The organism is Streptomyces sp. NBC_00878 (assembly GCF_026341515.1).
In the GTDB taxonomy this organism is placed as follows: Bacteria; Actinomycetota; Actinomycetes; order Streptomycetales; family Streptomycetaceae; genus Streptomyces.
This window is the reverse complement of record NZ_JAPEOK010000001.1, coordinates 9,004,981-9,030,526: the sequence shown is the minus strand read 5'-3', so window position 1 is coordinate 9,030,526 and position 25,546 is coordinate 9,004,981. Positions and strand designations below refer to the sequence as shown.

Here is a 25,546-nt window from a genome sequence, read left to right as displayed (position 1 = left end):
CGCGTGCGCCTCAGAGAGCTCGGCGGCCCGCGGTGGCCGGTGGCGTCGGGACGCCGCGGGCGGGCACCCTGGGGCCGTCCGCCGGGACGGGGCCGGTCCCCCGGGGCGGTAAGCGACTAGCATCGGCCAGCATCGGCGGGCGGCTGCCCGATTTCCAGGCCAGGGAGCGAAATGTGCTGATCACCCACGACACCCGGTGCGCGCTCGACGCCGTGGTAGATCTGGTGAACACCGCACCGGAGGACGACACGGCGGACGGGCTCGCGACCATCGCGGCCCTGCACGATTTCGTACGAAACCACAAGATCAGCGATGTCGGAACCCTGTCCGAGCTCGATCTCTCGGCGGTGCGCAAGATCCGCGGGCGCTTCGCCGGGATCTTCGCCGCTTCGGATCCCCGGGCCGCCGCCGCGCTCATCAACGAGCTGGTCGCCGCCGCGGGCACCACTCCGCGTCTCACGGACCACGACGGCTACGACTGGCACGTGCACTACTTCGCGCCCGGCGCGTCCGTCGCCGACCATCTCGCCGCCGACGGCGGCATGGCCCTGGCGATCTTCGTGGTGGCCGGCGAACAGGAGCGGCTGCGCCGCTGTGAGGCACCGGACTGCCGACGCGCCTTCGTCGACCTCTCCCGCAACCGCTCCCGCCGCTACTGCGACAGCCGCACCTGCGGAAACCGTCTGCATGTGGCCGCCTACCGGGCGCGTCGCAAGGAGGCGGCGGGCTGACGGAGTCCTCGACGGGTGACGCCAGGGACTCCGCGTACGGCTCAGAGCAGCAGCAGATCGTGCAGCGAAGCCATGAGCAGCAGACAGCCGATCACCGCAAGGAAGATCATCAGCGGTGGCTGGGAAAGCGCGAAGAGACAACCCCGCCGCTCCTCGGAAGGAGCCGCGGTGTCGCTCTGTGTTGTGTCCAGCATCTCGCCGCGATGATGACGCAGCCAACTACCCCTACGCGATCAACACGCCCGAATTATGGGGGAGTTAGCCGAAATCCGTGACACTGTGGTCCACGATCTGGGATAGGCACCTGCCCGACACGCAGGAACCCTCCGCGGCTCCGACTGCACCACTGTGTCGTTTCAGAGCGACGTCACCTATCGCTCTGCTTCATATGCCGTGCTTCTTCAGGATGGCCTCGATGTCGCTGAAGTCGTCCCCCGACTCGGCCTTGCGGGGCTTGGCCGCGGGGCGGGCCGCCGGGCGACTCGCCGCCGCCGCGCCGAGCGAGGGCGCCGAGGCCGCAGGGGACACCGCCTCGCGCTGCGCGGCCCTGGCCGCCTTGCGCTCCTTGCGGGTCCCGACGGTCCGGCGCTCCACGGCGCGCGTGGTCAGGAACAGCAGCCAGGCGGCGCCGAGCACACCGAAGCCCGCCCAGGCCATCGGGCTGAACGCGGTCTCCGCCGCCCATTCGACGGCCCCGGTCATCACCAGACCGATGGGGACCAGCGAGTACGCGGTGAGGCGGGCCGCCATGAGGAAACGCTTGCGGTACGCCGTGACCGCGGCGATGCCCAGGCCGGCCGCGGCGACAGCGGAACAGACGGTCTCGGCAATCATCCGGTCCTCCAGACATGGCTGCGTCGAGCAGGGTCGGTTCGTCCCTTCCATCCTGCACCGCCCCATGCCCGGTGTGCCATGCTCCGGGCAGACCTCAGGGACATCTCCGGGTCGGGTCCTCCTCAGGGCCCGGTCCCGGTACGCGATCAGGGGCGGTTCGGGGCTCGCTCAGGGGCGGCGGATGGTCCCGGTTGGGCCGGGAAAACCTCGGCTGGGAGACTGGGCCCATGAGCGACTCCTCCCCCGTACGCCCCGCCGTCCCCGTCCTGGACGTCTGGTGCGAACTGCAGTGTCCGGACTGCCGTAGCGCCCTCGGCGACCTGCGCGCGCTGCGCGCCCGCTACGGCGACCGGCTGGAGCTGCGGCTGCGGCACTTCCCGCTGGAGAAGCACAAGCACGCCTTCGCCGCCGCGCAGGCCGCCGAGGAGGCCGCTGAACAGGGGCAGGCCTGGCCGTACGTCGAGGCGGTGCTGGAGCGCGTACAGGAGCTGGACCGTAAGGGAGAACCCTTCCTGGTCGAGGTGGCCGGGGAACTCGGTCTCGACGCCGAGGAGTTCGACACGGCGCTCATCGACGGCCGGCACATCCTGATCGTCGACGCCGACCAGGCCGAGGGCAAGGCCATCGGCGTGACCGGCACCCCGACGTACGTCATCGACGGCGAGCGGCTCGACGGCGGCAAAAGCCAGGACGGGCTGCGCGAGCGCGTCGAGGAGATCGTGGACCGACTGCTGACCGAGGGGCAGAAAGCCTGACCGCCGCGATCCACCCGGGCCCGTGCCCGCGCCCGTGCTGCGCGCGACCGGGCCGGCACCCGACAACCACCAACACCACCCGGCGGCAGGGCTCCAGGCCTGCCCTGCCCCCGTCAGGGGCACCGCCCCGGCCACCGCCGATCGGTTCTCGACCTGGCGCCCGGCCTCCGCGCCTCCCCCGCAGGTACAAGCGCAGGCACCAGCTACAGCAGGTTCTTGTAGAAGTGGTAGGTCGTCGTCTCGTAGCCGAGTGACTCGTAGAGCCGCTCGGCCGGGGCGTTCCCGTCGAAGACGTTCAGGCGGATGCCGAGGCGTCCGGCGGCGATCGCCTGTGCCTCCGCCAGCGTCATCAACGAACGGCCGTACCCTCGGCCCCGATACCGCTCGTAGGCCTCGACCTCGTAGACGAATGCCCAGCCGTCGCGTGCGCCCAGCAACAGCAGGCCGACCGGCGTCCCCTCGTGTTCCAGGACGGTCAGGTCCATGCCCTCGGTGTTGAGCCCGTCCGGCAGCGAAGTGGCGTGGTCCCGCTCGGACTTGGCGCGGGCCTCGGCCTCGGGCACGCCTCGGACGATCCAGTCCTGGGCGTACTCCTCCTTCACCCGCTCCTCCCAGGGCCCGAACTCGGCCTCCGTCATGGGGCGCCCCAGGCTGCCGACGGGCAGTTCGGGCGGGGTGTCGCCGAGCCGCTTCTCCATGTGGCGGTTGCGCAGCACGTAACCGAGGGCCGTGGTCAGCCGCAGGGCGGCCTCGGCCGTGGCCGGTACCGACGCCTCGATCCGCCGACAGCCCCAGCCGCGCGCCACCTCCTCCGCGGCGAGCGCGGCCACGGTGCCGCGGCCACGTCCGCGGTCCGGTTCGTCGATCGCCAGGTCACTGATCCGGGCGACGGACGGCCCGGAGACGGGGTGGGTGGCGAGGTGGATCCCGCCGACGGGACGGCTGTTCACACACACTGTGTAGTGCCGTGACAGCGCCCCGTCCGCGTCGCGCTGAAGCGGCTCGGTCGGCCGCAGTGTCGTGGTCATCAGGGGTGTTGTACCCGCCCGAAGGGCCCACGTCATCCGGATAACCGGTACCGGTATGTCACGGATCGAGGTCGTCGCCCGCCCGCTCGCCGAAGATCCGCATCGCCTTGGCGGTCACCGGGCCCGGTGCGCCCGGGAGTTCGCGGCCGTCGACCCGGTGCACGGCCTGCACATCGCGCAGCGTCGAGGTCAGGAAGATCTCGTCGGCCCGTTCCAGGACGTCCAGCGGCAGGTCGGTCTCCCTGGCGCCCGTCCACTCGACGGTGAGGGCGCGCGTGATGCCCGCGAGGCAGCCGGAAGCCACCGGCGGAGTGTGGATCTCGCCGTCGAGGACGACGAAGACGTTGGAGCCCGTGCCCTCGCACAGCTGTCCGACCGTGTTCGCGAACAGCGCCTCGGACGCGCCCTGTTCGCGTGCGCGGGCGAGGGAGATGACGTTCTCGGCGTACGAAGTCGTCTTGAGGCCCGTGAGCGCGCCGCGTTCGTTGCGGGTCCACGGCACAGTGATCACGGCGGTCGAGTCCGGGCGCCGGGCGGACGCGCCGAGGGCGACGACCAGGGTCGGCCCGTGCTCCCCGCGGTCGGAGCCGAGCGGGCCGTGGCCCCCGGTGTACGTGATCCGCAGCCGGCCGAGTGGCATCGGGTTGGCGTCCAGGACGGCCGCGCAGGCCCGGCGCACCTCGTCGCGGTCGGGCTCGGGCAGTCCGAGGCCGTTCGCCGAGCGCGCCAGCCGGTCGAGGTGGCGGGTGAGCGCGAACGGACGGCCGTCGACCGCCTTCACCGTCTCGAAGACGCCGTCGCCCACCGTCAGCCCGTGGTCGAAGACGGAGACACGGGCCGACTCGGTGTCCTGCAGCCCACCGTCGAGCCAGAGCTTCACTGAAAATCTCCTCGTGAGAACGCGCCGGGTCCGTGGTCCGACCCGCTTTTCCGGTCGGGGGTCCGGGGGTTGTCCCCCGGGGAGGAACCGCGCCGGGAGATCCCTCCGCTTGCGTCGTACGCCCCTGAGTACACCCCCGATGTGTACGCCCCCGACGCTACAGCGAGCAGTCGCGCGGCTTTCAGTTCGGTCTCCTCCCATTCCCGCTCGGGGTCCGATCCCCAGGTGATGCCCGCTCCGGAGCCGAAGCGCAGCGCTCCCTCCGCGCGGTCGATCCAGAAGGTGCGGATGCCGACGGCCAGCTCTCCGGTGCCGCGGTCGGCGTCGACCCAGCCGATGCCGCCGCAGTACGGGCCCCGTGGCGCCGTCTCCAGGGCCTCGATGATCCGCAGGGCGCTGGACTTCGGCGCGCCGGTGACCGAGCCGGGCGGGAAGGCGGCGGCCAGCAGTTCCGGCCAGCCCGCGCCCTCGCGCAGTTCGCCGCGGACGGTGGAGACGAGGTGGACCAGCCCCGGGTGCTTCTCGACGACGCACAGGTCGGGCACGGTCACGCTGCCCGTGGCGCACACCCTGCCCAGGTCGTTGCGCACCAGATCCACGATCATCACGTTCTCGGCGCGGTCCTTCTCCAGCAGGTCCGCCTCGGTCCGCCCGGTGCCCTTGATCGGGCCCGACTCGACCACCGCGCCGCTGACCCTGAGGAAGAGTTCGGGAGACGCGGTCGCTATCTCCACGTCGTGACCGGGCAGGCGAATCGTTCCGGCATACGGGGCCGGGTTGCCGCGCGCCAGCAGAGCGGTCAGCGCGTCCACATCGGCGTCCGGCGCGACCGGCGCGGACAGGACCCGGCAGAGGTTGGCCTGATACACGTAGCCGTCCGCGATGCGCTCACGTATGCGCCGCACCCCGGCCGTGTACGCGGCGCGGTCGAGCGACGACGTCCAGTCACCGACCGCCGGGCCGCGCCACTGCCCCGGTACCGGCGCGGGAACGGGTTCCCGGCGTACGTCCGCGAAACGGGCGCAGACCAGACGCCCCTCGAAGTCGGCACTGACGGCCCAGAAGCCACGTGAGTCAAGGGCCGCCGGGTCGTTGGTGACATCGAGGAGACCGGTCGCGACGATCTCGCCGAAACGGGCGAGAGCTGGGAGGTCGTGCACGGTTGCGAGTCTATGGCGGGTGACCCGCGGGTGCCTGGCCGTGTCCTGGAGCGGGCGTAGCGCAGCACGCTGCACAAACGCGTTTTTGTACTGGACCCGGAATCCGCTAGAGTTCAACTCGTCGCCGGGACTCGCACGCGGGACCGGAACCGACAAGCGGACGTAGCTCAGTTGGTAGAGCGCAACCTTGCCAAGGTTGAGGTCGCCAGTTCGAACCTGGTCGTCCGCTCGCAGGAAGTGGGGGATCTTCCCGAACCCCCGCACTTCTGGTGGAGTGGCCGAGAGGCGAGGCAACGGCCTGCAAAGCCGTCTACACGGGTTCAAATCCCGTCTCCACCTCCAAGGACGATTAGCTCAGCGGGAGAGCGCTTCCCTGACACGGAAGAGGTCACTGGTTCAATCCCAGTATCGTCCACTGGATCTTCCGGTACGTTCGGTGAGATTCGAGCCCGCGCGATTAGCTCAGCGGGAGAGCGCTTCCCTGACACGGAAGAGGTCACTGGTTCAATCCCAGTATCGCGCACGCAGTAGGCACCATCAGCAGGTCTCACGCACTACCAGCAGGTCCCACCCGCGCGATTAGCTCAGCGGGAGAGCGCTTCCCTGACACGGAAGAGGTCACTGGTTCAATCCCAGTATCGCGCACCGGCCGAAGCCCCCGATCGTCTCGTACGGTCGGGGGCTTCGTCGTTCCTCCGGGCCTACTCAGGAGGAGAAGAGCATGTGGCCGAAGCTCTTGTGACGCTTGTTGTGGCCGTAGTGCCCGCCATGGCCGCCGTGCGGAGCGCCCCAGGCGGGGGCGGGAGCGGCCGGGTACGCCTGCGGGACACCCGGGGGCGGCGGTGCGGGCTGCGAGTACTGGCCCTCCAGGCGGGCCAGCGCTTCCAGCTCGCCGTAGTCGAGAAATATCCCGCGGCAGCCGCTGCACTGCTCGATCTGGACGCCGTTGCGGTTGTACGTGTGCATCGGCGCGTGACACTTCGGACACTGCATGCTCGGCTCAACTCCTCGCCGGTCGGTACTGCTTCCGCCAGGACAGACTCCGCCCGGCTTCGGTCGGTTGCACCCTACGTCGCACATCCTCCCGCCAACTCCGGCGGGTGCGCGGCCATTCGCCCACAAGCGTCGATCACGGACGTTTCCACCTCGTCCAACGGACGCTCCGCCGCGACCGACTTGGCGATCGCCAGGGCCGCGGTCTGTACGGTCAGGGCGCGGGCCGGAATGTCCAGGGCCGGCCAAGGGTCGCTGTCCGCGGGGACGGCCGGGCCCCCGGCCTTCTGGTACGCGGCGAGGAAGCGGGCCCACTCGTCGGGCGGCAGCAGACCGCAGGCGAACCAGGCCGCGGGGCGGGCCAGATCCCAGGCGGGCTCGCCCCGGCCCAGGTCGTCGATGTCGATGAGCAGCCAGTCGCCATCCCGCGCCCGCACCAGCTGGCCCAGGTGGAGGTCACCGTGGCACAGCGTGCGCGCGTACGGCATCGGGGCCTCGTCCCTCGCCCAGGCGGGCAGGACGGCCCAGGCCCGTAGGACCGGAGCGGCCGCCGGGTGAGGGCCCGCCGCGTGGAGGCGGGCGACGGCGCGGGCCGCCTTGGCCGGGCCGCGCATGGGCGGGACATCGGGCGGAAGCATGGCTTCCGGGGTCCGGTGGAGCCGCGCGAGGAGCGTGGCGGCCGCCTCCCAGGGGGCGGCGTCGGGGTCGTCCCGGTCCACGGGGGTGCCGTACGGCCAGAACGTGACCTGCCGCCCGTGCGACTCGACCGCGCTCGGCCTCAGCGGTGGCAGGAGGATGCCGTCGAGCCCGGGGTGCGCGGCGACGGCCATCCGTGCCGCGAGGTCACCGGGATCGGTGTCGGCGGCATGCGCCTTCGCCACCGTTCCCGCATGCCGGACGACCGTGCCGTCGGGGCGGTCCGCCAGCACCGAAGTCTCCGTACCGCAGACGCAGGTCTCCGCCGCCGGATGAGCGGCGGCCCGCACCTTCGCCCTGAGCGCGGGCAGCACGTCTGCGGTCACTCGGGCCCTCTCAGGTCGTACGGCATCGGCTCCCCGTGAGCGTACTCAGGCGTCAAAAGTGCCCGGGACCGCAACCATCAATTGAGGAACCACAACGGCGAGCAATTTGGTCCGCGAGAGCGGCGCCGGTTCAGGCGCAAAGAGGGGCAAAGCAATGCGGGCGCAGCTCCCCAGCTGCGCCCGCATTTTTGCCGTCCGCCGCACCCCCGTCCCCACGGGGTTTCATGGCCGGATGTCCCCGCCCGGACCGCTCTTCCGGGCCTGGGGCGCCGCTCAGCGCCCCAGCATCACGCCCACGGACGACGCCTGTGTGACCACTGCTTCCCAGCCGCCGAAGACGACTACGAGCAGGGTGGCCAGAGGGAGGACCATCGCCGTCGCCACCAGGGGGTGGCGTCGGCCGGACCGGCTGGAATCGAACGCGGCGCTGTACGCCTTGCGTCCCTGCGTGCGGATCATGGTCCGCGATGCTGTGTCCGCCATGGTCCCTCTCCTGACCGTTCTGTTGAAAGTCTGCTGTCCGGTGAAAGTCTGTTGCCTGGTGAAAAGCCTCTGCTGTCTGGCAGCGGCGGGTGTCTGACCTCGGGGGACGAGTGCTGCACCCGCCGCTTGACAACAAATCTATGCGTGGGACGAGCGCGGGTCGTCATGCCCTCGTACCTATTGCCGGGCCTCCCCGAGGATGACCGGTGACCTGCGGAGTACTCCCCTGGGTGGAGAAGAGGTCCTAGGTCTCAGGGGTTTCCCGGAGGGGACGTCCAGTCTGTTCCGAGCTGTCCTCCCTCGGGACCGGCTGCTCGACGAGGGCGAGCACCCTGGTGGCCATGAAGCGAGCCGTGCGGACGACCGACCCTCCCCCACTGCCTTAAAGACGTGGGGGGACCCCCAGCGGGTGACTTCGCTCACTTCGACCACCCCCCTGCGGACCGCCGTCTCCACCCGGCGGCCCGCACGGCTCGCCACCACCTCGTACGTACGCGTCGTGTCCCCCGCGTCGACCACTATCTCCACGCGATCGCCCTTCATGGGCCCAATCCCCCTTCTGCGACGGATGGTTGGGGATTCGCGCAGCTCAACGCCGCCCGACTCCCCCGTCCCCTGACCACTTTTCAAGTTTCCCACCCGGCACTGACAATCGATCGGGACGTGAGGGCGCGGCCTCTGCGCGCACCCGGCCGCGTATACGTAAGCTGTGGCTCGTCAAACGGACCGGGCAGCGGGGATGGACATGGCGATGATGCGCCTGAGGCGCGAGGACCCGCGTGTCGTCGGCTCGTTCAGGCTTCACCGACGGCTCGGCGCGGGCGGGATGGGCGTTGTCTATCTGGGCTCCGACCGGCGTGGCCAGCGGGTCGCGCTGAAGGTGATCCGGCCGGACCTGGCGGAGGATCAGGAGTTCCGGTCGCGGTTCGCGCGCGAGGTGTCGGCGGCACGGCGGATCCGGGGCGGCTGCACCGCACGGCTGGTCGCCGCGGATCTGGAAGCCGACCGGCCGTGGTTCGCGACGCAGTACGTACCCGGCCCCTCGCTGCACGACAAGGTCAACGAGGAAGGCCCGCTCCGCGCGGCCGAGGTCGCGGCCGTCGGCGCCGCCCTCTCCGAGGGACTCGTCGCCGTGCACGAGGCCGGTGTCGTCCACCGTGACCTGAAGCCGTCGAACATCCTGCTGTCCCCGAAGGGGCCACGCATCATCGACTTCGGCATCGCCTGGGCGACCGGCGCGAGCACGCTCACGCATGTCGGTACGGCGGTGGGGTCGCCCGGGTTCCTGGCGCCGGAGCAGGTGCGGGGCGCGGCCGTCACGCCGGCCACGGACGTGTTCGCCCTGGGGGCCACGCTGGCCTACGCGGCGACCCAGGACTCGCCCTTCGGACACGGCAGTTCCGAAGTGATGCTCTACAGAGTGGTGCACGAGGAACCGCACCTGCACGGCGTCCCGGACGCGCTGGCTCCGCTTGTCCGGGCCTGTCTGGCGAAGGACCCCGAGGAGCGGCCCAGCACGCTCCAGCTGTCGCTGCGGCTCAAGGAGATCGCGGCCCGGGAGGCGCACGGCATGAGCGACACCCGGCCGCCCGCGCCCCGTACCGCCGAGGCCGAGCGGCCGACCGGGCGGCTGACCGAGAGCTACCCGGAGCAGCGGACGCAGCGGCGGACGCAGGGGTCGTCGTCGCCTCGCGGCAACGGGAACGGTAGTCCCCCGTCGCGGTCGGGGGCGCGTCCGGTGCCCTCGCGGTCCTCCGGTACGGGGAGTCGGCCCGGGCCGCCCCGAAGTGGGACGGGGCGTCCGGGGCCGCGGACCACCGGGACCGGGCGGCGGCCCGCCAATCCGCGGTTGTTGCGGCAGCGGTTGTTTGTCTTTGTGGTGGTGACGTTGTTGGTGGCGTTGGGGATTGCGGCCGCGCAGGGGTGTCAGGGGCCCGACCGGGGGCTTGGTGATGGAGATGCGGGTACGGACATACGGCTGGAGCAGTCGTACCAGCACAGCAGCGGGGTTCAGCTCGGCGGGTGAGTGTGTTTTCCGGCTGCGGGTGCGTTGTGGCTGGTCGCGCCCACGGTGGGGGTCCCCCCGCTCGAGCGAAGCCGAGAGTGGGGGAGGAGCCGCACAATGCCACAGCCCCGCGCCCCCGAAGGGGCGCCTCCCTAGCTCCGCGGTCTGCCAGTCGCCACCGCGTAGAACGCCACCGCTGCCGCCGCTCCCACGTTCAGGGAGTCGACGCCGTGGGCCATGGGGATGCGGACCCATTCGTCCGCCGCCACCAGGGCCTGGGTGGACAGGCCGTCGCCCTCCGCGCCGAGCATCAGGGCGACCCGTTCCATCCGGTGCGGGGCCACCTCGTCGAGGGTCTTGGCCTTCTCGTCCGGGGTGAGCGCGAGGAGGCCGAAGCCCGCCTCCCGGACCGACTCCAGGCCCTTGGGCCAGGTGTCCAGACGGGCGTACGGGACGGAGAAGACCGCGCCCATGGAGACCTTCACCGAGCGCCGGTAGAGCGGGTCCGCGCAGTCGGGGGACAGCAGGACCGCGTCCATGCCGAGGGCGGCGGCACTGCGGAAGATCGCGCCGATGTTGGTGTGGTCGTTGACCGACTCCATGACGACGACCCGGCGGGCCGTCTGGAGCAGGTCGTCCGGGGTCGGCAGCGGCTTGCGCTGCATGGAGGCGAGGGCGCCTCGGTGCACGTGGTAGCCGGTGACCTGTTCGGCGAGGTCCGGGCTGACCGCGTACACCGGGGCCGGCAGTTCGTCGATGACGTCGCGCATGACGTCGACCCACTTGGCGGAGAGCAGCATCGAGCGCATCTCGTATCCGGCGTCCTTGGCCCGTCTGATGACCTTCTCGCCCTCGGCGATGAACAGGCCCTCGGCGGGTTCTCGCTTGCGGCGCAGCTCCACGTCGGTCAGGCCCGTGTAGTCACGCAGACGGGGGTCGGCTGGGTCCTCAACGGTGATGAGATCGGCCACAGGGTGATACTGCCTTGTCCTGGGTGTGGTGCCAACGGCTTGGAACGGGTTGTGTTACCCGGGGTTACTCGGACGTCGGCGACAAGCTGTCCGGGCGCACTGTCACGACCTCGCCGATGACGATGACCGCCGGGGGCTTCACGTTCTCGGCGAGTACGGTCTCGGCAACCGTGGCAAGCGTCGCGTCGACCCTGCGCTGCGCGGCGGTCGTGCCCTCCTGGACGACGGCCACCGGGGTGTCCGCCGACTTGCCGTTGTCCATCAACGTACGGGCGATGGCGCCGATCTTGTCCACGCCCATCAGGATCACCAGGGTGCCGCGGAGCTTGGCGAGGGCCGCCCAGTCGACCAGGGAGCGTTCGTCGTCGGGGGCGATGTGACCGCTGACGACTGTGAAGTCGTGGGCGACTCCGCGGTGCGTGACCGGGATGCCCGCCGCTCCGGGAACGGAGATCGAGCTGGAGATGCCGGGGACGACCGTGCAGGCGATGCCCGCCTCGGCCAGCGCCTGGACCTCCTCCATGCCACGGCCGTAGACGTACGGATCCCCGCCCTTCAGCCGGACGACCGCCTTGCCCTGCTTGGCATGCTCGATCAGCGCGTTGTTGATGGCCTCCTGGGCCATGAAGCGGCCGTACGGGATCTTCGCCGCGTCGATCACCTCGACGTGCGGCGGGAGTTCCGCGAGGAGGTCGCGGGGGCCGAGGCGGTCGGCGATGACCACGTCCGCCTCCGCGAGGAGGCGGCGGCCGCGGACCGTGATCAGGTCCGGGTCGCCGGGGCCGCCGCCGACCAGGGCGACGCCGGGGGTGCGGGTGCGGTGGTGGGGCGCGACCAGGGTGCCGTCGCGGAGGCCTTCCACGACCGCGTCCCGGATGGCCGCCGTGTGGCGAGGGTCGCGGCCCTTCGCGTTCGTCGTGAGGACGGCGATCGTGACGCCCTCGCTGTGGCCCGTCGCCGGGGTCCAGGCCGTCGCCGCGTCCGCGTCGTCCGAGCGGACACACCACACGCGGTGCGCCTCCGCTTCGGCGGAGGCGGCGGAGTTCGCCTCGGGGTCCCTGGTGGCGATCAGGGCGTACCAGGCTCCCGCGAGGTCGCCCGGCTCGTACGGACGCCGTGTCCAGGTCAGCTCGCCCGCGTCCGCCATCGCCTCGACGGAGGGGGTGGCGGCCGGGGACACGAGGTGGATGTCCGCGCCCGCCGCGATGAGGGCCGGGAGGCGGCGTTGGGCCACCTGGCCGCCGCCGAGGACTACTACGCGGCGGCCGGTGAGGCGGAGGCCTACGGGGTAGGCGGGGTTTTCGGCCATGGAGGTGCGGCTCCTCATGCGGGTGGTGCGGGTGGGCGCGCTGCTGCCTTGGAGCGGGCCTGACGTGCGGATTTTATGGTGCGGGGTGGCGGGGGGCTGGGGTGGGTGGAGTTTCTTTCCCCAGGCCCACCCCTTCCCGAAACTGGGGGCTCTGCCCCCAGTCCCCGCACGTGCGGGTCCGCCTACTTCTCGGTTACCCCGGCCGAGTCGAACGTCGCCACCTCGTGCATCGCACGCGCCGCGCTCTGGACCACCGGGAGAGCCAGGAGTGCGCCCGTGCCCTCGCCGAGGCGGAGGTCGAGGTCGACCAGGGGGCGCAGGCCCAGCTTGTTGAGGGCCGCTACGTGGCCGGGCTCGGCGCTGCGGTGGCCCGCGATGCAGGCCGCCAGTACCTCGGGGGCGATGGCGCGCGCCACCAGGGCCGCCGCTCCCGCGCTGACGCCGTCCAGGATCACCGGGGTGCGGAGGGAAGCGCCGCCCAGCAGGAGGCCCACCATCGCGGCGTGTTCCAGGCCGCCGATGGCCGCGAGGACGCCGATCGGGTCGGCCGGGTCCGGCTGGTGCAGTTCCAGGGCGCGGCGCACGACCTCGGTCTTGCGGGCCAGGGTCTCGTCGTTGATGCCGGTGCCACGGCCGGTGACGTCGGCCGGGTCGCTGTCCGTGAAGACGGCGATCAGGGCGGCCGACGCGGTGGTGTTGGCGATGCCCATCTCGCCCGTGATCAGGGCCTTGTTGCCGGCTGCCACGAGGTCGCGAGCCGTCTCGACGCCCACCTCGATGGCCGCCCTGACCTCCTCGCGGGTCAGCGCGGGGCCCGTCGTCATGTCCGCCGTGCCCGCACGGACCTTGCGCGGCAGGAGGCCCGGGGTCGCAGGCAGGTCGGAGGCCACACCCACGTCCACGACGCAGACCTCGGCGCCGACCTGGTTGGCGAAGGCGTTGCAGACCGCTCCGCCGCCGAGGATGTTGGCCACCATCTGACCGGTGACCTCCTGCGGCCACGGAGTGACGCCCTGGGCGTGCACACCGTGGTCGCCCGCGAAGATCGCGACGGCCGCGGGCTCCGGGATCGGCGGCGGGCACATCCGGGACAGGCCCGAGAGCTGGGCGGAGATGATCTCCAGCATGCCGAGCGCCCCGGCCGGCTTGGTCATGCGCTTCTGGCGCTCCCACGCCTCGCCGAGCGCCTTCGCGTCCAGCGGGCGGATGTTGGAGACGGTCTCGGCGAGCAGGTCGTGCGGCTCCTCGCCGGGCAGCGCGCGACGGCCGTACGTCTCCTCGTGGACGACCCACGACAGCGGGCGGCGCTTGGACCAGCCCGCCTGCATCAGCTCGGGCTCCTCCGGGAACTCGTCGACGTATCCGACGCAGAGGTAGGCGACGACCTCCAGGTGCTCGGGCAGGCCCAGTTCGCGGACCATCTCCCGCTCGTCGAAGAAGCTGACCCAGCCCACGCCCAGGCCCTCGGCCCGTGCGGCGAGCCAGAGGTTCTCGACCGCGAGCGCGGAGGAGTACGGCGCCATCTGCGGCTGGGTGTGGCGGCCGAGCGTGTGACGGCCGCCCCGGGTCGGGTCCGCGGTGACGACGATGTTCACCGGGGTGTCGAGGATCGCCTCGATCTTCAGTTCCTTGAACTGCTTCGCGCGGCCCTTGGGCAGCGACTTGGCGTACGCCTCGCGCTGGCGCTGGGCCAGTTCGTGCATCGTGCGCCGGGTCTCCGCCGAGCGGATGACGACGAAGTCCCACGGCTGGGAGTGGCCGACGGACGGCGCCGTGTGGGCCGCCTCCAGAACGCGGAGCAGCACGTCGTGCGGGATGGGGTCGCTGCGGAAGCCGTTGCGGATGTCCCGGCGCTCATGCATCACGCGCAGCACCGCCTCGCGCTCGGCGTCGCCATAGCCGGGCGCGGCCGGACCGGTGGGCTCCCTCGTCTCCGCCACGGCGGCCGTGCTCCCCTCCTGGTCGGCTGCCCTGGTGTCCAGATCCTCCGCGTGCTGTGCGGCTACGGGCTCCGCGTCGTGGTCCTGGTCCTGGTCCTGCTGCCGGTCGTGGTCTTGGTGCTGGTCCTGGTCCTGCTGCCGGTCCTGGTCTTGGTGCTGGTCCTCGACCGGAGCCTCCGGTCCGGGAGTTGCCTCGGCCTCGGGGGTCTGCTCGGGCTCCCGGGGGGCGGGCAGGACGAGTACGGGCTCCTCCGCGGGCGCGGGTTCGCGCCCTGGCGCGGGCTGCTCGGCGGTCGCCGCGACCGGGTCCGCCGTCTCCTCGACGGGCTGCTCGGCGGGCTCCTCCGGGAACGGTGGCACTGTCATGGCGTGCGGCGGGGTCGGAGCCAGGTGCGGGCTGGTCGGGACGGTGCCGTCGACCGGTACGAACTGGCCCACCGGCTGTTCCGCGTGGGCCGACTCCGTGGGTACGGCCGTGGGAACGGCGGCTTCGTCGTGGGGCTCGTGGCTGTGAGGGTCATGGCTGTGGGGGTCGTGGCTGTGGGGGTCGTGGCTGTGCGTCGAGTCGCCGTGGGCCGCTGCCGGTTCGGGTGCCTCGACCGGGTCCGGTACCGCGACCGGGTCCGGTGCCTCCGCCACCGCGGCGGTGCCGAACGGCGCCGCCTGCGAGGGGTCGAGGTCGGCGGTGGTCTGGGCGGGTGCTTCGGCGGGCTCGGCGGGCTCGGCGGGCTCCGCGAACTGCGGGGGCTGGGCGGCGTCCTGAGCCGGGGCTGCTCCTTCCGCCCCCTCCGCCTCCTCCACGCCGGGCGCGGTTTCCAGCGGCTGCGGCTGCTGTTCCGGCTGCGGGAACCCGGCCTGCGGGCCGGTTTCGGTGAACTGGGCGGCCGGGTCCTGGAAGTGCTGCTCCGCCGCGTACGCGGCCTGCGGGTCCTGCTCCATGTGCGCGGGCGCGGGCTGCACCTCGTCAGCCGCCGACGGAGGCTGGTGTGCCTCGGACAGGCTCGCCTCGTGCAGGTGCGGCTCGGCCATGCGCGCCTCGGCCGGCTGCGGCTCGGGCGCGTGCGGCTCGGGTGCGTACAGGCCGGCGTCGTCCGACGGCTGCGGGAAGTGCGCATGCGCGGGCGCGGGCACGACCGTGAAGGGCGTGGGCTGCTGGAACTGGTGCAGGTCAGGGGCGTGCGTGAACTCCGGGGCGGCCTGGGCGACTTCGGGCGTCTCCGGAGCCTGCGGGAAGAGCGAACCGTCCGCGAGCTGAGGGGCTTGCGCGTAGTCCTGGACCTGAACCACTTCCGGGGCCTGGACTACGGCTTCCGGAGCCTGGACCGTTTGCGGCCGCTGAGGAACGTACGCGGGCTCCGCAGCAGGTGCGGCCTCGGGCGCGTCGGCGACGACGTGGAGGGGAGCGGCCTCGGCCTCGGGGACCTCGGCGGCGCCCGGGTCCAGATGTACGGGCTGCGCCTGCTCCACCTGGACGGGATCGACGGCCGACGCCTCGGCGGGGACCGGTGCCTCGGCGGGATCCTGGTCGACGGGAGCGGACTCGCCGCCAGGGAGTGGGGCACCCCCCGCAGGCGGGACATCCCCGGCGTCGGGGGCGTGCGCGGCCTCGGGGGCGTGCGCCGCCTCCGCGACCGTTGCGGTCCCGTCGTCCGGCGTGCCACCGGCGTGCGCTCCCCCGCTCTCCGGGCCCTCCTGGGCCTGGACTTGAGCCTGGGCCAGTACCTGAGCCTGGGCCTGGGCCTGTACCTGGGCCTGGTCCTGGGCCTCCGGGAAGACCGTTTCTGCAGTCATCACCTCGGAGCCGACCTGTACCACCGGGCGCGCGACCCGCAGCTGGACCTGCGGCTGTGCGCCCCAGGGAGTCGCGCCCTGCGGCGCGTTGTCGTCCCGTGGCACGTCGAGGTACTCAGGACCGGCGGTGGACGGACCGGCCTGCCGTACGCGACCGGCGTGGACCGGCGCTCCCGCCGGGCCGCGGTCCGCGAGGGAGCGCACCGGGCTGCCGGCGCCGTCCGGAGTCGGCGGGCCGAGGTGCAGGGGGCGACGGGCGACGGGCGGCTGCGGAGCGGGCGAGGACATCCGGACGGCGCTGAGGTCGACCGAGCCGCTGTCGCGGCCCGACGTCTCGTGCGGGCCCGGCTCGTGGACCGTCTCGACGACGGGGGCCGGGGCAGGCGGGGCCACTTCGTTGCCCCACGCTCCCTGGGCGCCCGGCAGCAGCAACAGGTCTTCGTCTTCGGCGGTGGACTCGGAGAGGTAGGTGTACGCGCCGGGGGCGGGGACGCCCGGCTGTTCCACCATGCCTGCGTTCTCCGGCAGTCCCTCGCCCGGGACCTGGCCGGTGTCGGTCATGCGTACCCCTCGCCCATCGGTTAGTGCTCCTACGACCTGCTCGTCCGGAGCGGCGTACCGACCGCTCGCCATGAAGAACGAGCATGCGCGCCGGGCGGCACGAACGACCGGTCGACAAAGCCATTAACAGGCATTGTCGCGGTCGGTCCGCCACCGCGACAGGGTGACCCGCCACGGCCCGCTGTGGACTGCGCCACTTTGCGCGTCCTCCGGTTTCCGCCGTACCACAGACACCCCAAAACTGGTGCGTTTTCCGGACATTGACCGGCGAAATACCGGACAAGCCGAGCGCAGTACAACGGTCGGCCAGCCTACCGCGCGCGGTAGGACAACAGGATCACAGGGCGCGATCGGGCAGCTTCCCGCCACCACCCGACCACTGCCCTCAGCGAGACGTTTCGCGCCGCCCGAGTTCTCCCGAGAGCAGGAACGCGACGCTCCGCTCCTTCTCCGTCCAGGCGCGGGTGTCGAGCTCGACGGACTGCAGCAGGGCGCACTCGACCTGGTAGCCGTGCTCCGACAGGTCCCTGCCGATGAGTTCGGCGGCGTCGCGGGTCGCGGCGTGCGCGACGATGCGCTGCGGGCGCCGGTCGGCGACGGCCGAGACCACCGGCGCGCCGCCGCCCCCGACGCGTACGACGTCCGGTTCGGGCAGGTTCTCCAGGATGTGGGGCGCGGTGCCGTGCGTGATCTGGAGCTGGACTCCGAAGCGACGGGCGGTGGCCATGGTGCGGGCGCAGGCGTTCGGGTCGCGGTCGACGGCGATGACGGCGGCACCGCAGCGCGCGGCCTCCGTGGCGAAGGCGCCGGTGCCCGAGCCGATGTCCCACACGAGGTCGCCGACGCGCGGTCCCAGGCGGGCGAGTTGGGCGGCGCGCAGTATCTCGGTCTCGCCCTCGCCGAGCTCACGGCCGTACACCTCGTCGGGCAGCGCCAGGCCGCGCGGCCCGGTGCCCGGGTCGCGTCCGGCGATCCAGCCGCCGCCCTCGGAGAAGGCGACGGGGCCGCCCATGACGATGACGATGTTGGGGTCGCGCCAGGTGTGGTCGGCGACCTTGTCGGAGGTGAGGACCGTGACCCGCTCGCGCTCGGTGCCGAGCTCCTCGCAGATGACGAAGGTGCGGTGGACCCCGTCGAGGAGGAGGCCCAGTTCGGCGGGGCCGGCTCCGGGCGAGGTGAGGACGGCGACCTTGGTGTGGGCGCGGCACACATTCACCGCGCGGCGCAGGGTGCGCCGGTGTGCGACGACCACCTGCGCGTCGTCCCAGGGCATCCCGGCGCGGGCGAAGGCGGCGGCCACGGACGACACCGCCGGTACGACCTCGACCTCCAGGCCGAACTCGGGGGCGCGCAGGGTGCGTACGACTCCGAAGAAGCCGGGGTCGCCGTCGGCGAGGACGACGGCCGTGCCTCGGTGGGCGGCGATGCGACGGGCGGCGAGGGCGACGCTGCCGAGCCGGATGCGCTCGGCGGCCACGGGCACCTCGGGGAGGATCAGGTGATGACCCGCGCCCGCCACCAGCGTGGCGGCGCCCAGAGCCGAGCGCGCCGCGTCGGTCAGCGGCGAGCCGTCCCAGCCGATCACCGTGACCCGGTCGGCCATCGTCGTCAGTCTCCTGGAGTCTTCGCAGGTCGTCAGGTGGGCATGCGGCCGCCAAGCAGGCATGCGGAGCCCCGTGAGCGTACCTCGTGACGTCCGGGAATGCGGGTGCGGGTCCGCGGCCGCTTTCCACGCGGTTCCCGTCCGGCTACGACGCCCGTGCCGCCGCGACCACGACGTCGGTTTCAGCGTGCCCACGACGTCGGTTCCAGCACGACCACGACGTCAGTCCGGCGCGACCACGACGTCAGTCCAGCGCGACTACCACGTCGGTCCAGCATGACTACGACGTCGGTTCCAGTCGGAGGACGTCAGTTCCAGTCTGAGTACGAGGTGAAACCGCCGGTGTCGGCGAGTTGCTCGGCGATGCCCTCGATGTCCTCGGGAAGCAGGCCCCACACGATGAAGTCGGTGCGCAGCGCGACCCAGCTCCCGTCCTCGGTACGGGTCCGCGCTATACAGGCGTTGCGCAGGACGCCTTCACTGATGCAGCCGATCTTCTGCGCGACCTGCTGCGAGGCCGTGTTGTCCGCGGCGGTGCGCAGCTCCACGCGCTCGAACTTCCGGTCGCCGAAGAGCCATTGGACCGTGGCGAGCGCCGCCTCGGAGGCGTATCCCTCGCCGCGTGCCCAGGGGGCGACGATGTACGAGAGCTCCGTGGAGCGGACATGCCAATTCGTTTTGCCCAACTGGACTATGCCGACCAGGCGTTGGGTGAGGAACTCGGTGACGGCGAGGTCGAGCCCGCGGCCCGAGGTGCGCTCGGCGGGCGCGTACCGCCTGACCCAGGCGCGGGCGGTGTCCTCGGTGAAGGGCTGCGGAACGGGGGTCCAGGCCACGACCTGCTCGTCGTTCATCATCTCCGTGAGGGCGGGAATGTCCTCGTCCTCGAGAGGGCGCAGCACCAACCGCTCCGTGCTCAGGGAGGTGTCGGGGAAGGTGTTCGTCATGCGCCGCTCCGTAACCATCAGGGACCGTCGGGCCAGCTGAACTGCCCAGCATGCAGCATGAAAGCACCGAACTGCACCACGGGGCCGAGTCGTTGTCGACGAATCGACCCCGTGAGTGCGGGTGAAACGGCGTCAGCCGGAGGTGACCGGCAGGACCGACCCCTTGTACTTGTCCTTGATGAACTTCGTCACCTCTGCGGAGGTGAGGAGCTTCGCGAGCTTTTCGACCCGGGGATCGTCCTCGTTGCCCTTCTTGACGGCGAGGAGGTTCGCGTACGGGTTGTTCTCCGCGGACTCCAGGAGGATGGCGTCCTCGGCCGGGCTGAGGCCCGCGTCCTGGGCGTAGTTGTTGTTGATGACCGCGGCGGCCACGTCGTCCAGGGAGCGCGGCAGTTGGGCCGGTTCCAGCTCCTTGAACTTGAGGTTCTTCGGGTTCTCGGCGATGTCCGCCGGGGACGCGGTCGTGCCGGAGCCGTCCTTGAGCGTGATGACGCCCTTGGAGGCCAGGAGCTTGAGGGCGCGGCCCTCGTTGGTCGTGTCGTTCGGCACCGCGACGGTGGCTCCGTCGGGCAGCTTCGTGACGTCCTGGACCTTCTTCGAGTACACGCCCATGGGCGGCAGGTACGCCTTCACGACCGGGACCAGGTCGGTGCCCTTGGACTTGTTGAAGTCGTCCAGGTAGGGCTCGTTCTGGTAAAGGTTCGCGTCGAGCGAGCCCTCCTGGAGCGCGGTGTTCGGCAGGACGTAGTCCGTGAACTCCTTGATCTCCACGTCGAGTCCGTTCTTCGCGGCGAGGTCCTGCTTGATGTACGCGAGGACCTCGCCGGCCGGGACGGCGGTGGCGCCCACGACGAGCGCGCCGTCGGTACCACCGCCCCCCGAGTCGGACTCGGAGCCGCAGGCGGTGAGCCCGAGCCCCAGGGCGAGTGCGGCCGCCACGGCGGGAATTACGTGCTTGCGCATCTGTGGTCTTCCTTGATCCTGGGTACTTGGTACTCGGCCCTCGGTCCTTGAAACGCGGGCTCAGAACGACGCGACGACGGAGCCGGCGTACTTGTCCTCGATGAACTTCTTCACCTCGGGGGTGGTGAGAAGCTTCGCGAGCTTCTTCACCCGCGGGTCGTCCTCGTTGCCCTCCTTGACCGCGAGGAAGTTGCCGTACGGGTTGTTCTTTGCGGACTCCAGGACGAGGGCGTCCTCGGAGGGCTTGAGGTCGGACTCGATGGCGTAGTTGCCGTTGATCACCGCGGCGTCGACGTCGTCCAGGGAGCGCGGGGTCTGGGCCGCCTCCAACTCCTTGAACTTGAGGTTCTTCGGGTTCTTCGCGATGTCCTTGGGGGTCGCGTCGTTGCCCGCGCCGTCCTTGAGCGTGATGATCCCGTTGGCGTCGAGAAGCTTGAGCGCCCGCGCCTCGTTGACCGTGTCGTTCGGGACGGCGACCGTCGCACCGCTCTTCAGCTCGTCGGCCTTCTCGATCTTGTTGGAGTAGAGGCCGAGCGGCTCCAGGTGGACCGTGACGACGGGCACGACGTGGGTGCCGTTCTTCTTGTTGAAGTCGTCGAGGTACGGCTGGTTCTGGAAGTAGTTGGCACCCACGGAGCCGTCCTCGGTCGCCGTGTTCGGCAGGACGTAGTCCGTGAACTCCTTGACCTCCAGATCGAGGCCCGCGTCCTCCGCCAGGTTGTCCTTGACGTAGGTGAGGATCTCGGCGTGCGGGACCGGGCTGGCGGCGACGATCAGCGGGGCGCTGGTGTCGGCGGAGCCCGAAGCCTGCTCCGAACCGCACGCGGTGAGACCCAGGGTGAGGGCTCCGGCGGCGAGGACAGCGGTGGTGAACTTGGCAGTGTTACGCACGAAAAGTGCCTTTCCTGAGGGTGTTGCGACCCCGCGGACGGTGTGCGGGGAAAACTGAAGGGGGTGGGGGTGGGGGGTGAGGAGCGGGACCGTAGGGTCAGACGGTCTTACTGGTCGCGGTGGCGGCCTTCAGCAGCCTGAGGCGCGGAGCGGCGCCGGACTGGCCCGCGCGCCGGTGCAGCCCACGGGCGGCGAAGTCGCCGGCGAACTGGATGAGGGAGATGACCACGGCGAGGATGCCGACGGTGATCCACATCAGTTCGGTCTCGAAGCGCTGGTAGCCGTAGCGGATGGCGATGTCACCGAGACCGCCCGCGCCGACCGTGCCCGCCATCGCCGAGTAGCCGAGGAGCGCGACGATCGTCGTGGTGGTGCTGGAGATCAGCGACGGCAGCGACTCGGGGACGAGCACCTTGCGGACGACGGTCCAGGTGTTGCCGCCCATCGACTGCACGGCCTCGACGAGCCCGCCGTCCACTTCGCGGACAGCCGTCTCGACGAGGCGCGCGAAGAAGGGGATCGCGCCGATCGCGAGCGGCACGATGGCGGCCTCACGGCCGATGGTCGTGCCGGTGATCGAGCGCGTGAAGCCCATCAGCGCGACCATCAGGATGATGAACGGCATCGAGCGGGCGACGTTCACGACCTGCCCGATGACCTTGTTCAGCACGGTGTTCTGCAGCAGGCCGCCCCGGTCCGTGAGGACCAGCAGGATGCCCAGCGGCAGACCGCCGACGACGGCGATGAGCGTCGACCAGCCGACCATGTAGAGGGTGTCCCAACACGCCTGCTCCAGCAGCGGCCGCATCTCGGACCAGGTCACTTGGCACCTTCCTTCACCAGCGCGGGCTCCTGGCCCTGGACGTCGATCTGCAGTCCCCGCTCGCGCAGGAAGCCGATCGGCACGACGTTCTCCTCGTAGCGGCCGGGCAGTTCGATGCGCATCCGGCCGACCTGCTTGCCGCCGACGGTGTCCATCGCGGCGCCGAGGATCGAGATGTCGATGTTGTACGTGCGCGAGAGCTGCGAGATGACCGGCTGGGTCGCGGCGTCGCCGTGGAAGGTGACGTCGATGACCGTGCGGTCGTCGGCGGAGGCCTCGCCGCTCACCGGGAAGAGCGCGGCGGCCAGTTCGGATCCTGGCGTGCCGAGCAGTTCGGCGACGGTGCCGGACTCGACGATCCGCCCCTGCTCCATGAGGGCGGCCGAGTCGCAGACGGTCTTGACGACGTCCATCTCGTGCGTGATGAGCAGGACGGTCAGGCCCAGCTGCCGGTTCAGGTCGCGCAGCAGCTGGAGGATGGAGCGGGTGGTCTCGGGGTCGAGGGCGCTGGTCGCCTCGTCGGAGAGGAGCACCAACGGGTCGCCGGCCAGGGCGCGGGCGATGCCGACGCGCTGCTTCTGGCCGCCGGAGAGCTGGGCCGGATAGGCCTTGGCCTTGTCGGAGAGCCCGACGAGCTCCAGCAGTTCCAGCGCCTTCCGGGAACGTTCCTTCCCGGACTTGCCAAGGATTTCCAGCGGCAGTTCGACATTGTCCTGGACCGTCCGCGAGGACAGCAGGTTGAAGTGCTGGAAGACCATGCCGATATGGCTGCGCGCCTTGCGCAGTTCCCGGCCCGCGCGCGGACCGCGCCCGGCGAGGGCCGTGAGGTCCTGTCCGGCGACGGTCACGGTGCCGGCGGTGGGGCGCTCCAGGAGGTTGACGCAGCGGATGAGGGAGGACTTGCCGGCGCCGGACTGTCCGATGACGCCGTACACCTCGCCTTCGCGGACGTGCAGGTCGACGCCGTCCAGGGCGGTGACCTCACGGCCGCGCGAGCGGTAGACCTTCTTCAGGCCTGTTGTCGTGATCACTGGGGTTTTCCGTCACTGTCGAGTGCGGGGCGTGGGTGTGCGCCGGGCACGGGTGCATTCGGTCGGAACGCGGCACGGTCGTTCTCGCGGTGGCGATGAAAGCCGGGCTTCGGCAGAACTGCGTGCGCGGGGCAGGCTCAGTCGCGTACGAAAGGGTCGTACGGGCAGACGTGAGCGATCTCGCTTCGGGGCGCGAGGCTCTGGGTGGTGCGGGGGCCCTCTAGCAGACGCACATTCGACACATACAGCGAGCACCGGGCGTCATGGTCGCCTCGGTCGCAAGGATGCGGCTGCTCGTCGTGGTCATGAGAAAAGTAAAGCAGACGGATGTACGGGACAGGGAACCGCTGTCCGTATGACGGACAGCGGTGGACACTCCTCAGTCGCCGACGGAGATCTCCACTCCCCCGTCCGTGACCAGCGCCGACACGGCCGAGAGGTCACCGACGACGACGTCCGCGCGCAGCTCGTCGGCCTGGTGGGTTGTGGTCAATGCCACGGTGGTCATCCCGGCGGCACGGCCGGCCTGAAGGCCGGCGGGCGCGTCCTCGAAGACGACGCAGCGGGCCGGGTCCGCGCCGAGCCGGCGGGCGGCGAGCAGGAACGGCTCGGGGTCGGGCTTGCCGCGCACGATGTCGTCGGCGGTGATCAGCGTCTTGGGGCGAGGGCATCGGCTTGGATCTTCATGCCTTCGCCCCCACGGGGCACCCCGGGGGCGATCGCATCAGGCCTTTTGGCCCGTAATAGGGTCGCGGCATGCTTGTTGCCCTGACGGTCGCGACCGCCGTCGCCGCGCTCGCGCTCGCCGCCTGGTGCGGCTGGGCCGCCTACCGCGACCAGCCGACCAAGGACTGGCACTTCATCGGTATGGCCGTGGTGACACTGCTCGCCCTCGTCCAGCTCGTGGTCGGCATCGTCCAACTGGCCCGCGGCGAGAAGCCGGAGCAGGGCACAACGATCTTCGTGTCGTATCTGATCGGTTCCTTCGCGTGTATCCCTGCGGCGGGCTTCATGTCGCTGGCGGAGCGCACCCGCTGGGGTTCGATCACGGTCGCGGCCGGCGGCGTGGTCCTCGCCGTGCTGCAGGTGCGGCTCTATGACATCTGGGGAGGCTGAGATGGCGGCGACCGACAAGCAGCCTGGGCGGACACGGCTCATCGGCGGTCCGGGCATGCTGCTGGTCTGGCTGTACGGCGTGATGGTCGTCGGCGCCGTGTCGCGCTCCGCCGTGCAGATCGCGACGGAGTTCGACAAGGCGCCGCTCGCCTACTCGTTGTCCGCGGTGGCCGGGCTGGTCTACGGCTTCATCACGTACTCGCTCGTCCGCGGCGGCGAGAGGGCCCGCAAGGCGGCGCTGGTGTGCTGCGCCGCCGAACTGGCGGGCGTCCTGACCGTGGGCACCTGGACCCTGACGGACCCCGCGGCCTTCCCCGACGCCACGGTCTGGTCGGACTACGGCATGGGCTACTTGTTCATCCCGGTCCTGCTACCGGTGACGGCGATGTTCTGGCTCCGCCGCAGCAGAGCCGCCACTTCGTAGGCACGCGACAGGTCCGGCGCGCCCCTTCTTTAGGGGCGCGGGGCTGTGACATTTGCGGCTCCGCCGCGGGGCGCGACCAGCCACAACGAACCCGCGGACGACCAACAGCCCTACGCGCTGGCGACAAACGCACTGGCAGACGACCCCTTCGCAAGGGTCACCAGACTCAACCGCTCATCCACCCGCTCCGTGGAAACGGGCTGGTACCCGTGCTTCCGGTACAACCGCAGGTTGTGCTCACTGCGGTGACCGGTGAAGAGCTGGAAGCTCTTCGCACCCGCATCCGCGGCGACCCGCGACTCGATCGCGTCGAGCAGCCGCCCGCCCAGACCGTGCCGCCGCATCCGGGGATGGACGATCAACTTGTTGATGCGGGCCGTGCCATCCGCATCCACCGCCGCACGTACCGAGGCCACCACCTCGTCGCCCAGCCGGGCCACCAGGACCGTACCGCCCGCGAGCTCCGCCTTGAGGGAGTCGAGTGGCTGGGTGAGGGGCTCGATGCTGTAGTCGCCGTACAGCTCGGCCTCGCTCTGGTAGCACAGGAACTGCAGTTTGAGGATCTGTTCGGCGTCCGTCTCGGTCGCCGCAGAGATGGTCACGCTCATGCCCATGTGTGCATGCCTCCCGCTCACCTGCTCCGCCGGTTGTCCCTCACTCCTATCCCCGTGGTTCACGCGCCGCAACCTCCGACGTAAGCATTCGGCGCAGACATCCCAGACATCTGGAACGTTCCGGACCGAGGCTGCCCTGTGACATACCCAACTCCCCCGCGATCTCCCGGTATGTGAGGTCCTGCGGGGACAACAGCGCGGCCATGAGACGCGGGCAGCGGCCCGGCAACTTCCGTACAGCGGAGTGCAGCGCACGGCGGCGTGCGGCGGTCAGCGCGAGCTGTTCCGGACCGGGTCCGCTCTCGTCGACGGGCTCGGACGCGTACGGCAGCTCGATGCTCGCGGTGCGCCGGGTGCGGCGGGCCTCGGAACGTACGGCGCCGCGCAGCCACGCGGCCGGATCGGCGGGCGGACCGTCCGCGCCGAGGTGTTCCAGGAGGCGTACCCAGACGGCCTGTTCCAGGTCACCGGGCTCGGCCCCGGAGGCATATGCCTCGGCGGAGGCCTCGGCGGCGAGCAGCGGACGCAACGTGGCGAGCATGTCGTGGGTCATATGCGGCACGACGCGGCCGCCCCGGCGCGAGGTTGCCGGGGCGGCCGTCTGTCACCCCAACCGGGGCCGGGGGCTCAGCTGTTGACGAGCTCGGCGATGGCGGGCTCGGTGGTGGGGC

General features: G+C 71.0%; 24 protein-coding genes, 5 tRNA genes and 2 pseudogenes. 10 read left to right on the top strand and 21 right to left on the bottom strand.

Going from position 1 to position 25,546, the window contains the following annotated elements; translation table 11 throughout:
- Window positions 1-173: 173 nt before the first annotated feature.
- Window positions 174-731, top strand: coding sequence for a CGNR zinc finger domain-containing protein (locus OHA11_RS39230; RefSeq protein ID WP_266504633.1), 558 nt, complete (start codon window positions 174-176; stop codon window positions 729-731).
- A gap of 41 nt (window positions 732-772) precedes the next feature.
- Here the strand turns inward: OHA11_RS39230 and OHA11_RS39225 are convergent, their stop codons facing one another.
- Both OHA11_RS39225 and OHA11_RS39220 read right to left on the bottom strand, forming a co-directional pair.
- Window positions 773-925: a hypothetical protein gene (locus tag OHA11_RS39225; protein ID WP_167459210.1), complete on the bottom strand. Its 153-nt coding sequence runs from the start codon at window positions 923-925 to the stop codon at window positions 773-775.
- Between the two features lie 190 nt (window positions 926-1,115).
- The gene (locus OHA11_RS39220; protein ID WP_266504628.1) at window positions 1,116-1,565 is read right to left on the bottom strand and encodes a hypothetical protein; all 450 of its coding nucleotides are present in this window, start codon (window positions 1,563-1,565) and stop codon (window positions 1,116-1,118) included.
- A gap of 227 nt (window positions 1,566-1,792) precedes the next feature.
- On the opposite strand from OHA11_RS39220, the gene OHA11_RS39215 reads away from it, so the two are divergent.
- Window positions 1,793-2,320, top strand: coding sequence for a DsbA family protein (locus OHA11_RS39215; protein ID WP_266504625.1), 528 nt, complete (start codon window positions 1,793-1,795; stop codon window positions 2,318-2,320).
- Window positions 2,321-2,523: 203 nt separating this feature from the next.
- Here the strand turns inward: OHA11_RS39215 and OHA11_RS39210 are convergent, their stop codons facing one another.
- Genes OHA11_RS39210 through OHA11_RS39200 form a run of 3 tightly spaced genes read right to left on the bottom strand, consistent with a single transcriptional unit; the run spans window position 2,524 to window position 5,388 of the window.
- Window positions 2,524-3,348: a GNAT family N-acetyltransferase gene (locus OHA11_RS39210; protein WP_266504622.1), complete on the bottom strand. Its 825-nt coding sequence runs from the start codon at window positions 3,346-3,348 to the stop codon at window positions 2,524-2,526.
- Window positions 3,349-3,406: 58 nt separating this feature from the next.
- Complete coding sequence (locus OHA11_RS39205; protein ID WP_266504620.1) at window positions 3,407-4,228, bottom strand: aminotransferase class IV; 822 nt, start codon at window positions 4,226-4,228, stop codon at window positions 3,407-3,409.
- Entirely contained in the window at window positions 4,225-5,388 is a 1,164-nt protein-coding gene (locus OHA11_RS39200) for a chorismate-binding protein (RefSeq protein WP_266504613.1), read from the bottom strand. The genes OHA11_RS39205 and OHA11_RS39200 overlap by 4 nt, the downstream gene beginning before the upstream one ends.
- Window positions 5,389-5,544: 156 nt before the next feature.
- On the opposite strand from OHA11_RS39200, the gene OHA11_RS39195 reads away from it, so the two are divergent.
- The 5 genes from OHA11_RS39195 (at window position 5,545) to OHA11_RS39175 (ending at window position 6,033) form a co-directional block, all read left to right on the top strand.
- A tRNA-Gly gene (locus OHA11_RS39195) sits at window positions 5,545-5,617 on the top strand.
- Window positions 5,618-5,656: 39 nt separating this feature from the next.
- Window positions 5,657-5,730, top strand: a tRNA-Cys gene (locus OHA11_RS39190).
- A gap of 1 nt (window position 5,731) precedes the next feature.
- A tRNA-Val gene (locus OHA11_RS39185) sits at window positions 5,732-5,803 on the top strand.
- Window positions 5,804-5,839: 36 nt separating this feature from the next.
- Window positions 5,840-5,911: transfer RNA gene (locus OHA11_RS39180), tRNA-Val, on the top strand.
- 50 nt (window positions 5,912-5,961) lie between these two features.
- Window positions 5,962-6,033, top strand: a tRNA-Val gene (locus tag OHA11_RS39175).
- A 60-nt stretch (window positions 6,034-6,093) separates the two neighbouring features.
- Here OHA11_RS39175 and OHA11_RS39170 read toward each other — a convergent pair.
- The 4 genes and pseudogenes from OHA11_RS39170 to OHA11_RS39155 form a co-directional block, all read right to left on the bottom strand.
- On the bottom strand, window positions 6,094-6,381 hold the full coding sequence (locus OHA11_RS39170) for a zf-TFIIB domain-containing protein (RefSeq protein ID WP_266504611.1): 288 nt from the start codon (window positions 6,379-6,381) through the stop codon (window positions 6,094-6,096).
- Window positions 6,382-6,455: 74 nt separating this feature from the next.
- Complete coding sequence (locus OHA11_RS39165; protein WP_266504609.1) at window positions 6,456-7,403, bottom strand: aminoglycoside phosphotransferase family protein; 948 nt, start codon at window positions 7,401-7,403, stop codon at window positions 6,456-6,458.
- Between the two features lie 273 nt (window positions 7,404-7,676).
- On the bottom strand, window positions 7,677-7,886 hold the full coding sequence (locus OHA11_RS39160) for a hypothetical protein (protein WP_266504606.1): 210 nt from the start codon (window positions 7,884-7,886) through the stop codon (window positions 7,677-7,679).
- A 244-nt stretch (window positions 7,887-8,130) separates the two neighbouring features.
- Window positions 8,131-8,429, bottom strand: a pseudogene (locus OHA11_RS39155) (hypothetical protein).
- Window positions 8,430-8,625: 196 nt separating this feature from the next.
- Between OHA11_RS39155 and OHA11_RS39150 the strand changes: the two are divergent.
- A complete protein-coding gene (locus OHA11_RS39150) occupies window positions 8,626-9,912 on the top strand; it encodes a serine/threonine-protein kinase (RefSeq protein WP_266507762.1) in 1,287 nt (428 codons plus the stop codon).
- 131 nt (window positions 9,913-10,043) lie between these two features.
- Here OHA11_RS39150 and OHA11_RS39145 read toward each other — a convergent pair whose 3' ends face one another.
- The 10 genes and pseudogenes from OHA11_RS39145 to OHA11_RS39100 all read right to left on the bottom strand — a co-directional run.
- Entirely contained in the window at window positions 10,044-10,862 is an 819-nt protein-coding gene (locus OHA11_RS39145; RefSeq protein ID WP_266504603.1) for an RNA methyltransferase, read from the bottom strand.
- A gap of 64 nt (window positions 10,863-10,926) precedes the next feature.
- Window positions 10,927-12,171: a uroporphyrinogen-III C-methyltransferase gene (gene cobA, locus OHA11_RS39140; RefSeq protein ID WP_266504601.1), complete on the bottom strand. Its 1,245-nt coding sequence runs from the start codon at window positions 12,169-12,171 to the stop codon at window positions 10,927-10,929.
- Between the two features lie 182 nt (window positions 12,172-12,353).
- Window positions 12,354-16,463, bottom strand: coding sequence for a nicotinate-nucleotide--dimethylbenzimidazole phosphoribosyltransferase (gene cobT / locus OHA11_RS39135; RefSeq protein ID WP_266504599.1), 4,110 nt, complete (start codon window positions 16,461-16,463; stop codon window positions 12,354-12,356).
- A gap of 385 nt (window positions 16,464-16,848) precedes the next feature.
- The gene (cbiE, locus tag OHA11_RS39130; protein ID WP_266504596.1) at window positions 16,849-18,066 is read right to left on the bottom strand and encodes a precorrin-6y C5,15-methyltransferase (decarboxylating) subunit CbiE; all 1,218 of its coding nucleotides are present in this window, start codon (window positions 18,064-18,066) and stop codon (window positions 16,849-16,851) included.
- Window positions 18,067-18,374: 308 nt separating this feature from the next.
- Window positions 18,375-19,013 (bottom strand): GNAT family N-acetyltransferase, encoded by a 639-nt coding sequence (locus tag OHA11_RS39125; RefSeq protein WP_266504594.1) that lies wholly within the window; start codon window positions 19,011-19,013, stop codon window positions 18,375-18,377.
- A gap of 132 nt (window positions 19,014-19,145) precedes the next feature.
- Entirely contained in the window at window positions 19,146-19,976 is an 831-nt protein-coding gene (locus OHA11_RS39120) for a MetQ/NlpA family ABC transporter substrate-binding protein (protein ID WP_266504591.1), read from the bottom strand.
- Window positions 19,977-20,036: 60 nt separating this feature from the next.
- Window positions 20,037-20,867, bottom strand: coding sequence for a MetQ/NlpA family ABC transporter substrate-binding protein (locus tag OHA11_RS39115; RefSeq protein WP_266504589.1), 831 nt, complete (start codon window positions 20,865-20,867; stop codon window positions 20,037-20,039).
- A gap of 97 nt (window positions 20,868-20,964) precedes the next feature.
- Entirely contained in the window at window positions 20,965-21,690 is a 726-nt protein-coding gene (locus OHA11_RS39110) for a methionine ABC transporter permease (protein ID WP_266504586.1), read from the bottom strand.
- The gene (locus tag OHA11_RS39105; RefSeq protein ID WP_266504583.1) at window positions 21,687-22,721 is read right to left on the bottom strand and encodes a methionine ABC transporter ATP-binding protein; all 1,035 of its coding nucleotides are present in this window, start codon (window positions 22,719-22,721) and stop codon (window positions 21,687-21,689) included. The genes OHA11_RS39110 and OHA11_RS39105 overlap by 4 nt, the downstream gene beginning before the upstream one ends.
- 379 nt (window positions 22,722-23,100) lie before the next feature.
- A pseudogene (locus OHA11_RS39100) lies at window positions 23,101-23,382 on the bottom strand (HAD-IA family hydrolase); the annotation flags it as partial.
- Window positions 23,383-23,477: 95 nt separating this feature from the next.
- Between OHA11_RS39100 and OHA11_RS39095 the strand changes: the two are divergent.
- Both OHA11_RS39095 and OHA11_RS39090 read left to right on the top strand, forming a co-directional pair.
- The gene (locus tag OHA11_RS39095; protein ID WP_266504580.1) at window positions 23,478-23,837 is read left to right on the top strand and encodes a hypothetical protein; all 360 of its coding nucleotides are present in this window, start codon (window positions 23,478-23,480) and stop codon (window positions 23,835-23,837) included.
- Between the two features lies 1 nt (window position 23,838).
- On the top strand, window positions 23,839-24,261 hold the full coding sequence (locus tag OHA11_RS39090; RefSeq protein ID WP_266504578.1) for a hypothetical protein: 423 nt from the start codon (window positions 23,839-23,841) through the stop codon (window positions 24,259-24,261).
- A gap of 110 nt (window positions 24,262-24,371) precedes the next feature.
- Here the strand turns inward: OHA11_RS39090 and OHA11_RS39085 are convergent, their stop codons facing one another.
- A complete protein-coding gene (locus tag OHA11_RS39085; protein ID WP_266504575.1) occupies window positions 24,372-24,875 on the bottom strand; it encodes a GNAT family N-acetyltransferase in 504 nt (167 codons plus the stop codon).
- Window positions 24,876-24,921: 46 nt separating this feature from the next.
- Window positions 24,922-25,428, bottom strand: coding sequence for an RNA polymerase sigma factor (locus tag OHA11_RS39080; RefSeq protein WP_266504572.1), 507 nt, complete (start codon window positions 25,426-25,428; stop codon window positions 24,922-24,924).
- Between the last annotated feature and the right edge of the window lie 118 nt (window positions 25,429-25,546).

Bases quoted from the DNA above. Each gene is read 5' to 3' on its own strand.
- OHA11_RS39225 (WP_167459210.1), bottom strand. From the start codon at position 925: ATGCTGGACACAACACAGAGCGACACCGCGGCTCCTTCCGAGGAGCGG.
- OHA11_RS39220 (WP_266504628.1), bottom strand. From the start codon at position 1,565: ATGATTGCCGAGACCGTCTGTTCCGCTGTCGCCGCGGCCGGCCTGGGC.
- OHA11_RS39215 (WP_266504625.1), top strand. From the start codon at position 1,793: ATGAGCGACTCCTCCCCCGTACGCCCCGCCGTCCCCGTCCTGGACGTC.
- OHA11_RS39210 (WP_266504622.1), bottom strand. From the start codon at position 3,348: ATGACCACGACACTGCGGCCGACCGAGCCGCTTCAGCGCGACGCGGAC.
- OHA11_RS39170 (WP_266504611.1), bottom strand. From the start codon at position 6,381: ATGCAGTGTCCGAAGTGTCACGCGCCGATGCACACGTACAACCGCAAC.
- OHA11_RS39160 (WP_266504606.1), bottom strand. From the start codon at position 7,886: ATGGCGGACACAGCATCGCGGACCATGATCCGCACGCAGGGACGCAAG.
- OHA11_RS39150 (WP_266507762.1), top strand. From the start codon at position 8,626: ATGGACATGGCGATGATGCGCCTGAGGCGCGAGGACCCGCGTGTCGTC.
- cobA (WP_266504601.1), bottom strand. From the start codon at position 12,171: ATGGCCGAAAACCCCGCCTACCCCGTAGGCCTCCGCCTCACCGGCCGC.
- cobT (WP_266504599.1), bottom strand. From the start codon at position 16,463: ATGACCGACACCGGCCAGGTCCCGGGCGAGGGACTGCCGGAGAACGCA.
- cbiE (WP_266504596.1), bottom strand. From the start codon at position 18,066: ATGGCCGACCGGGTCACGGTGATCGGCTGGGACGGCTCGCCGCTGACC.
- OHA11_RS39125 (WP_266504594.1), bottom strand. From the start codon at position 19,013: ATGACGAACACCTTCCCCGACACCTCCCTGAGCACGGAGCGGTTGGTG.
- OHA11_RS39120 (WP_266504591.1), bottom strand. From the start codon at position 19,976: ATGCGCAAGCACGTAATTCCCGCCGTGGCGGCCGCACTCGCCCTGGGG.
- OHA11_RS39095 (WP_266504580.1), top strand. From the start codon at position 23,478: ATGCTTGTTGCCCTGACGGTCGCGACCGCCGTCGCCGCGCTCGCGCTC.
- OHA11_RS39090 (WP_266504578.1), top strand. From the start codon at position 23,839: ATGGCGGCGACCGACAAGCAGCCTGGGCGGACACGGCTCATCGGCGGT.
- OHA11_RS39085 (WP_266504575.1), bottom strand. From the start codon at position 24,875: ATGGGCATGAGCGTGACCATCTCTGCGGCGACCGAGACGGACGCCGAA.
- OHA11_RS39080 (WP_266504572.1), bottom strand. From the start codon at position 25,428: ATGACCCACGACATGCTCGCCACGTTGCGTCCGCTGCTCGCCGCCGAG.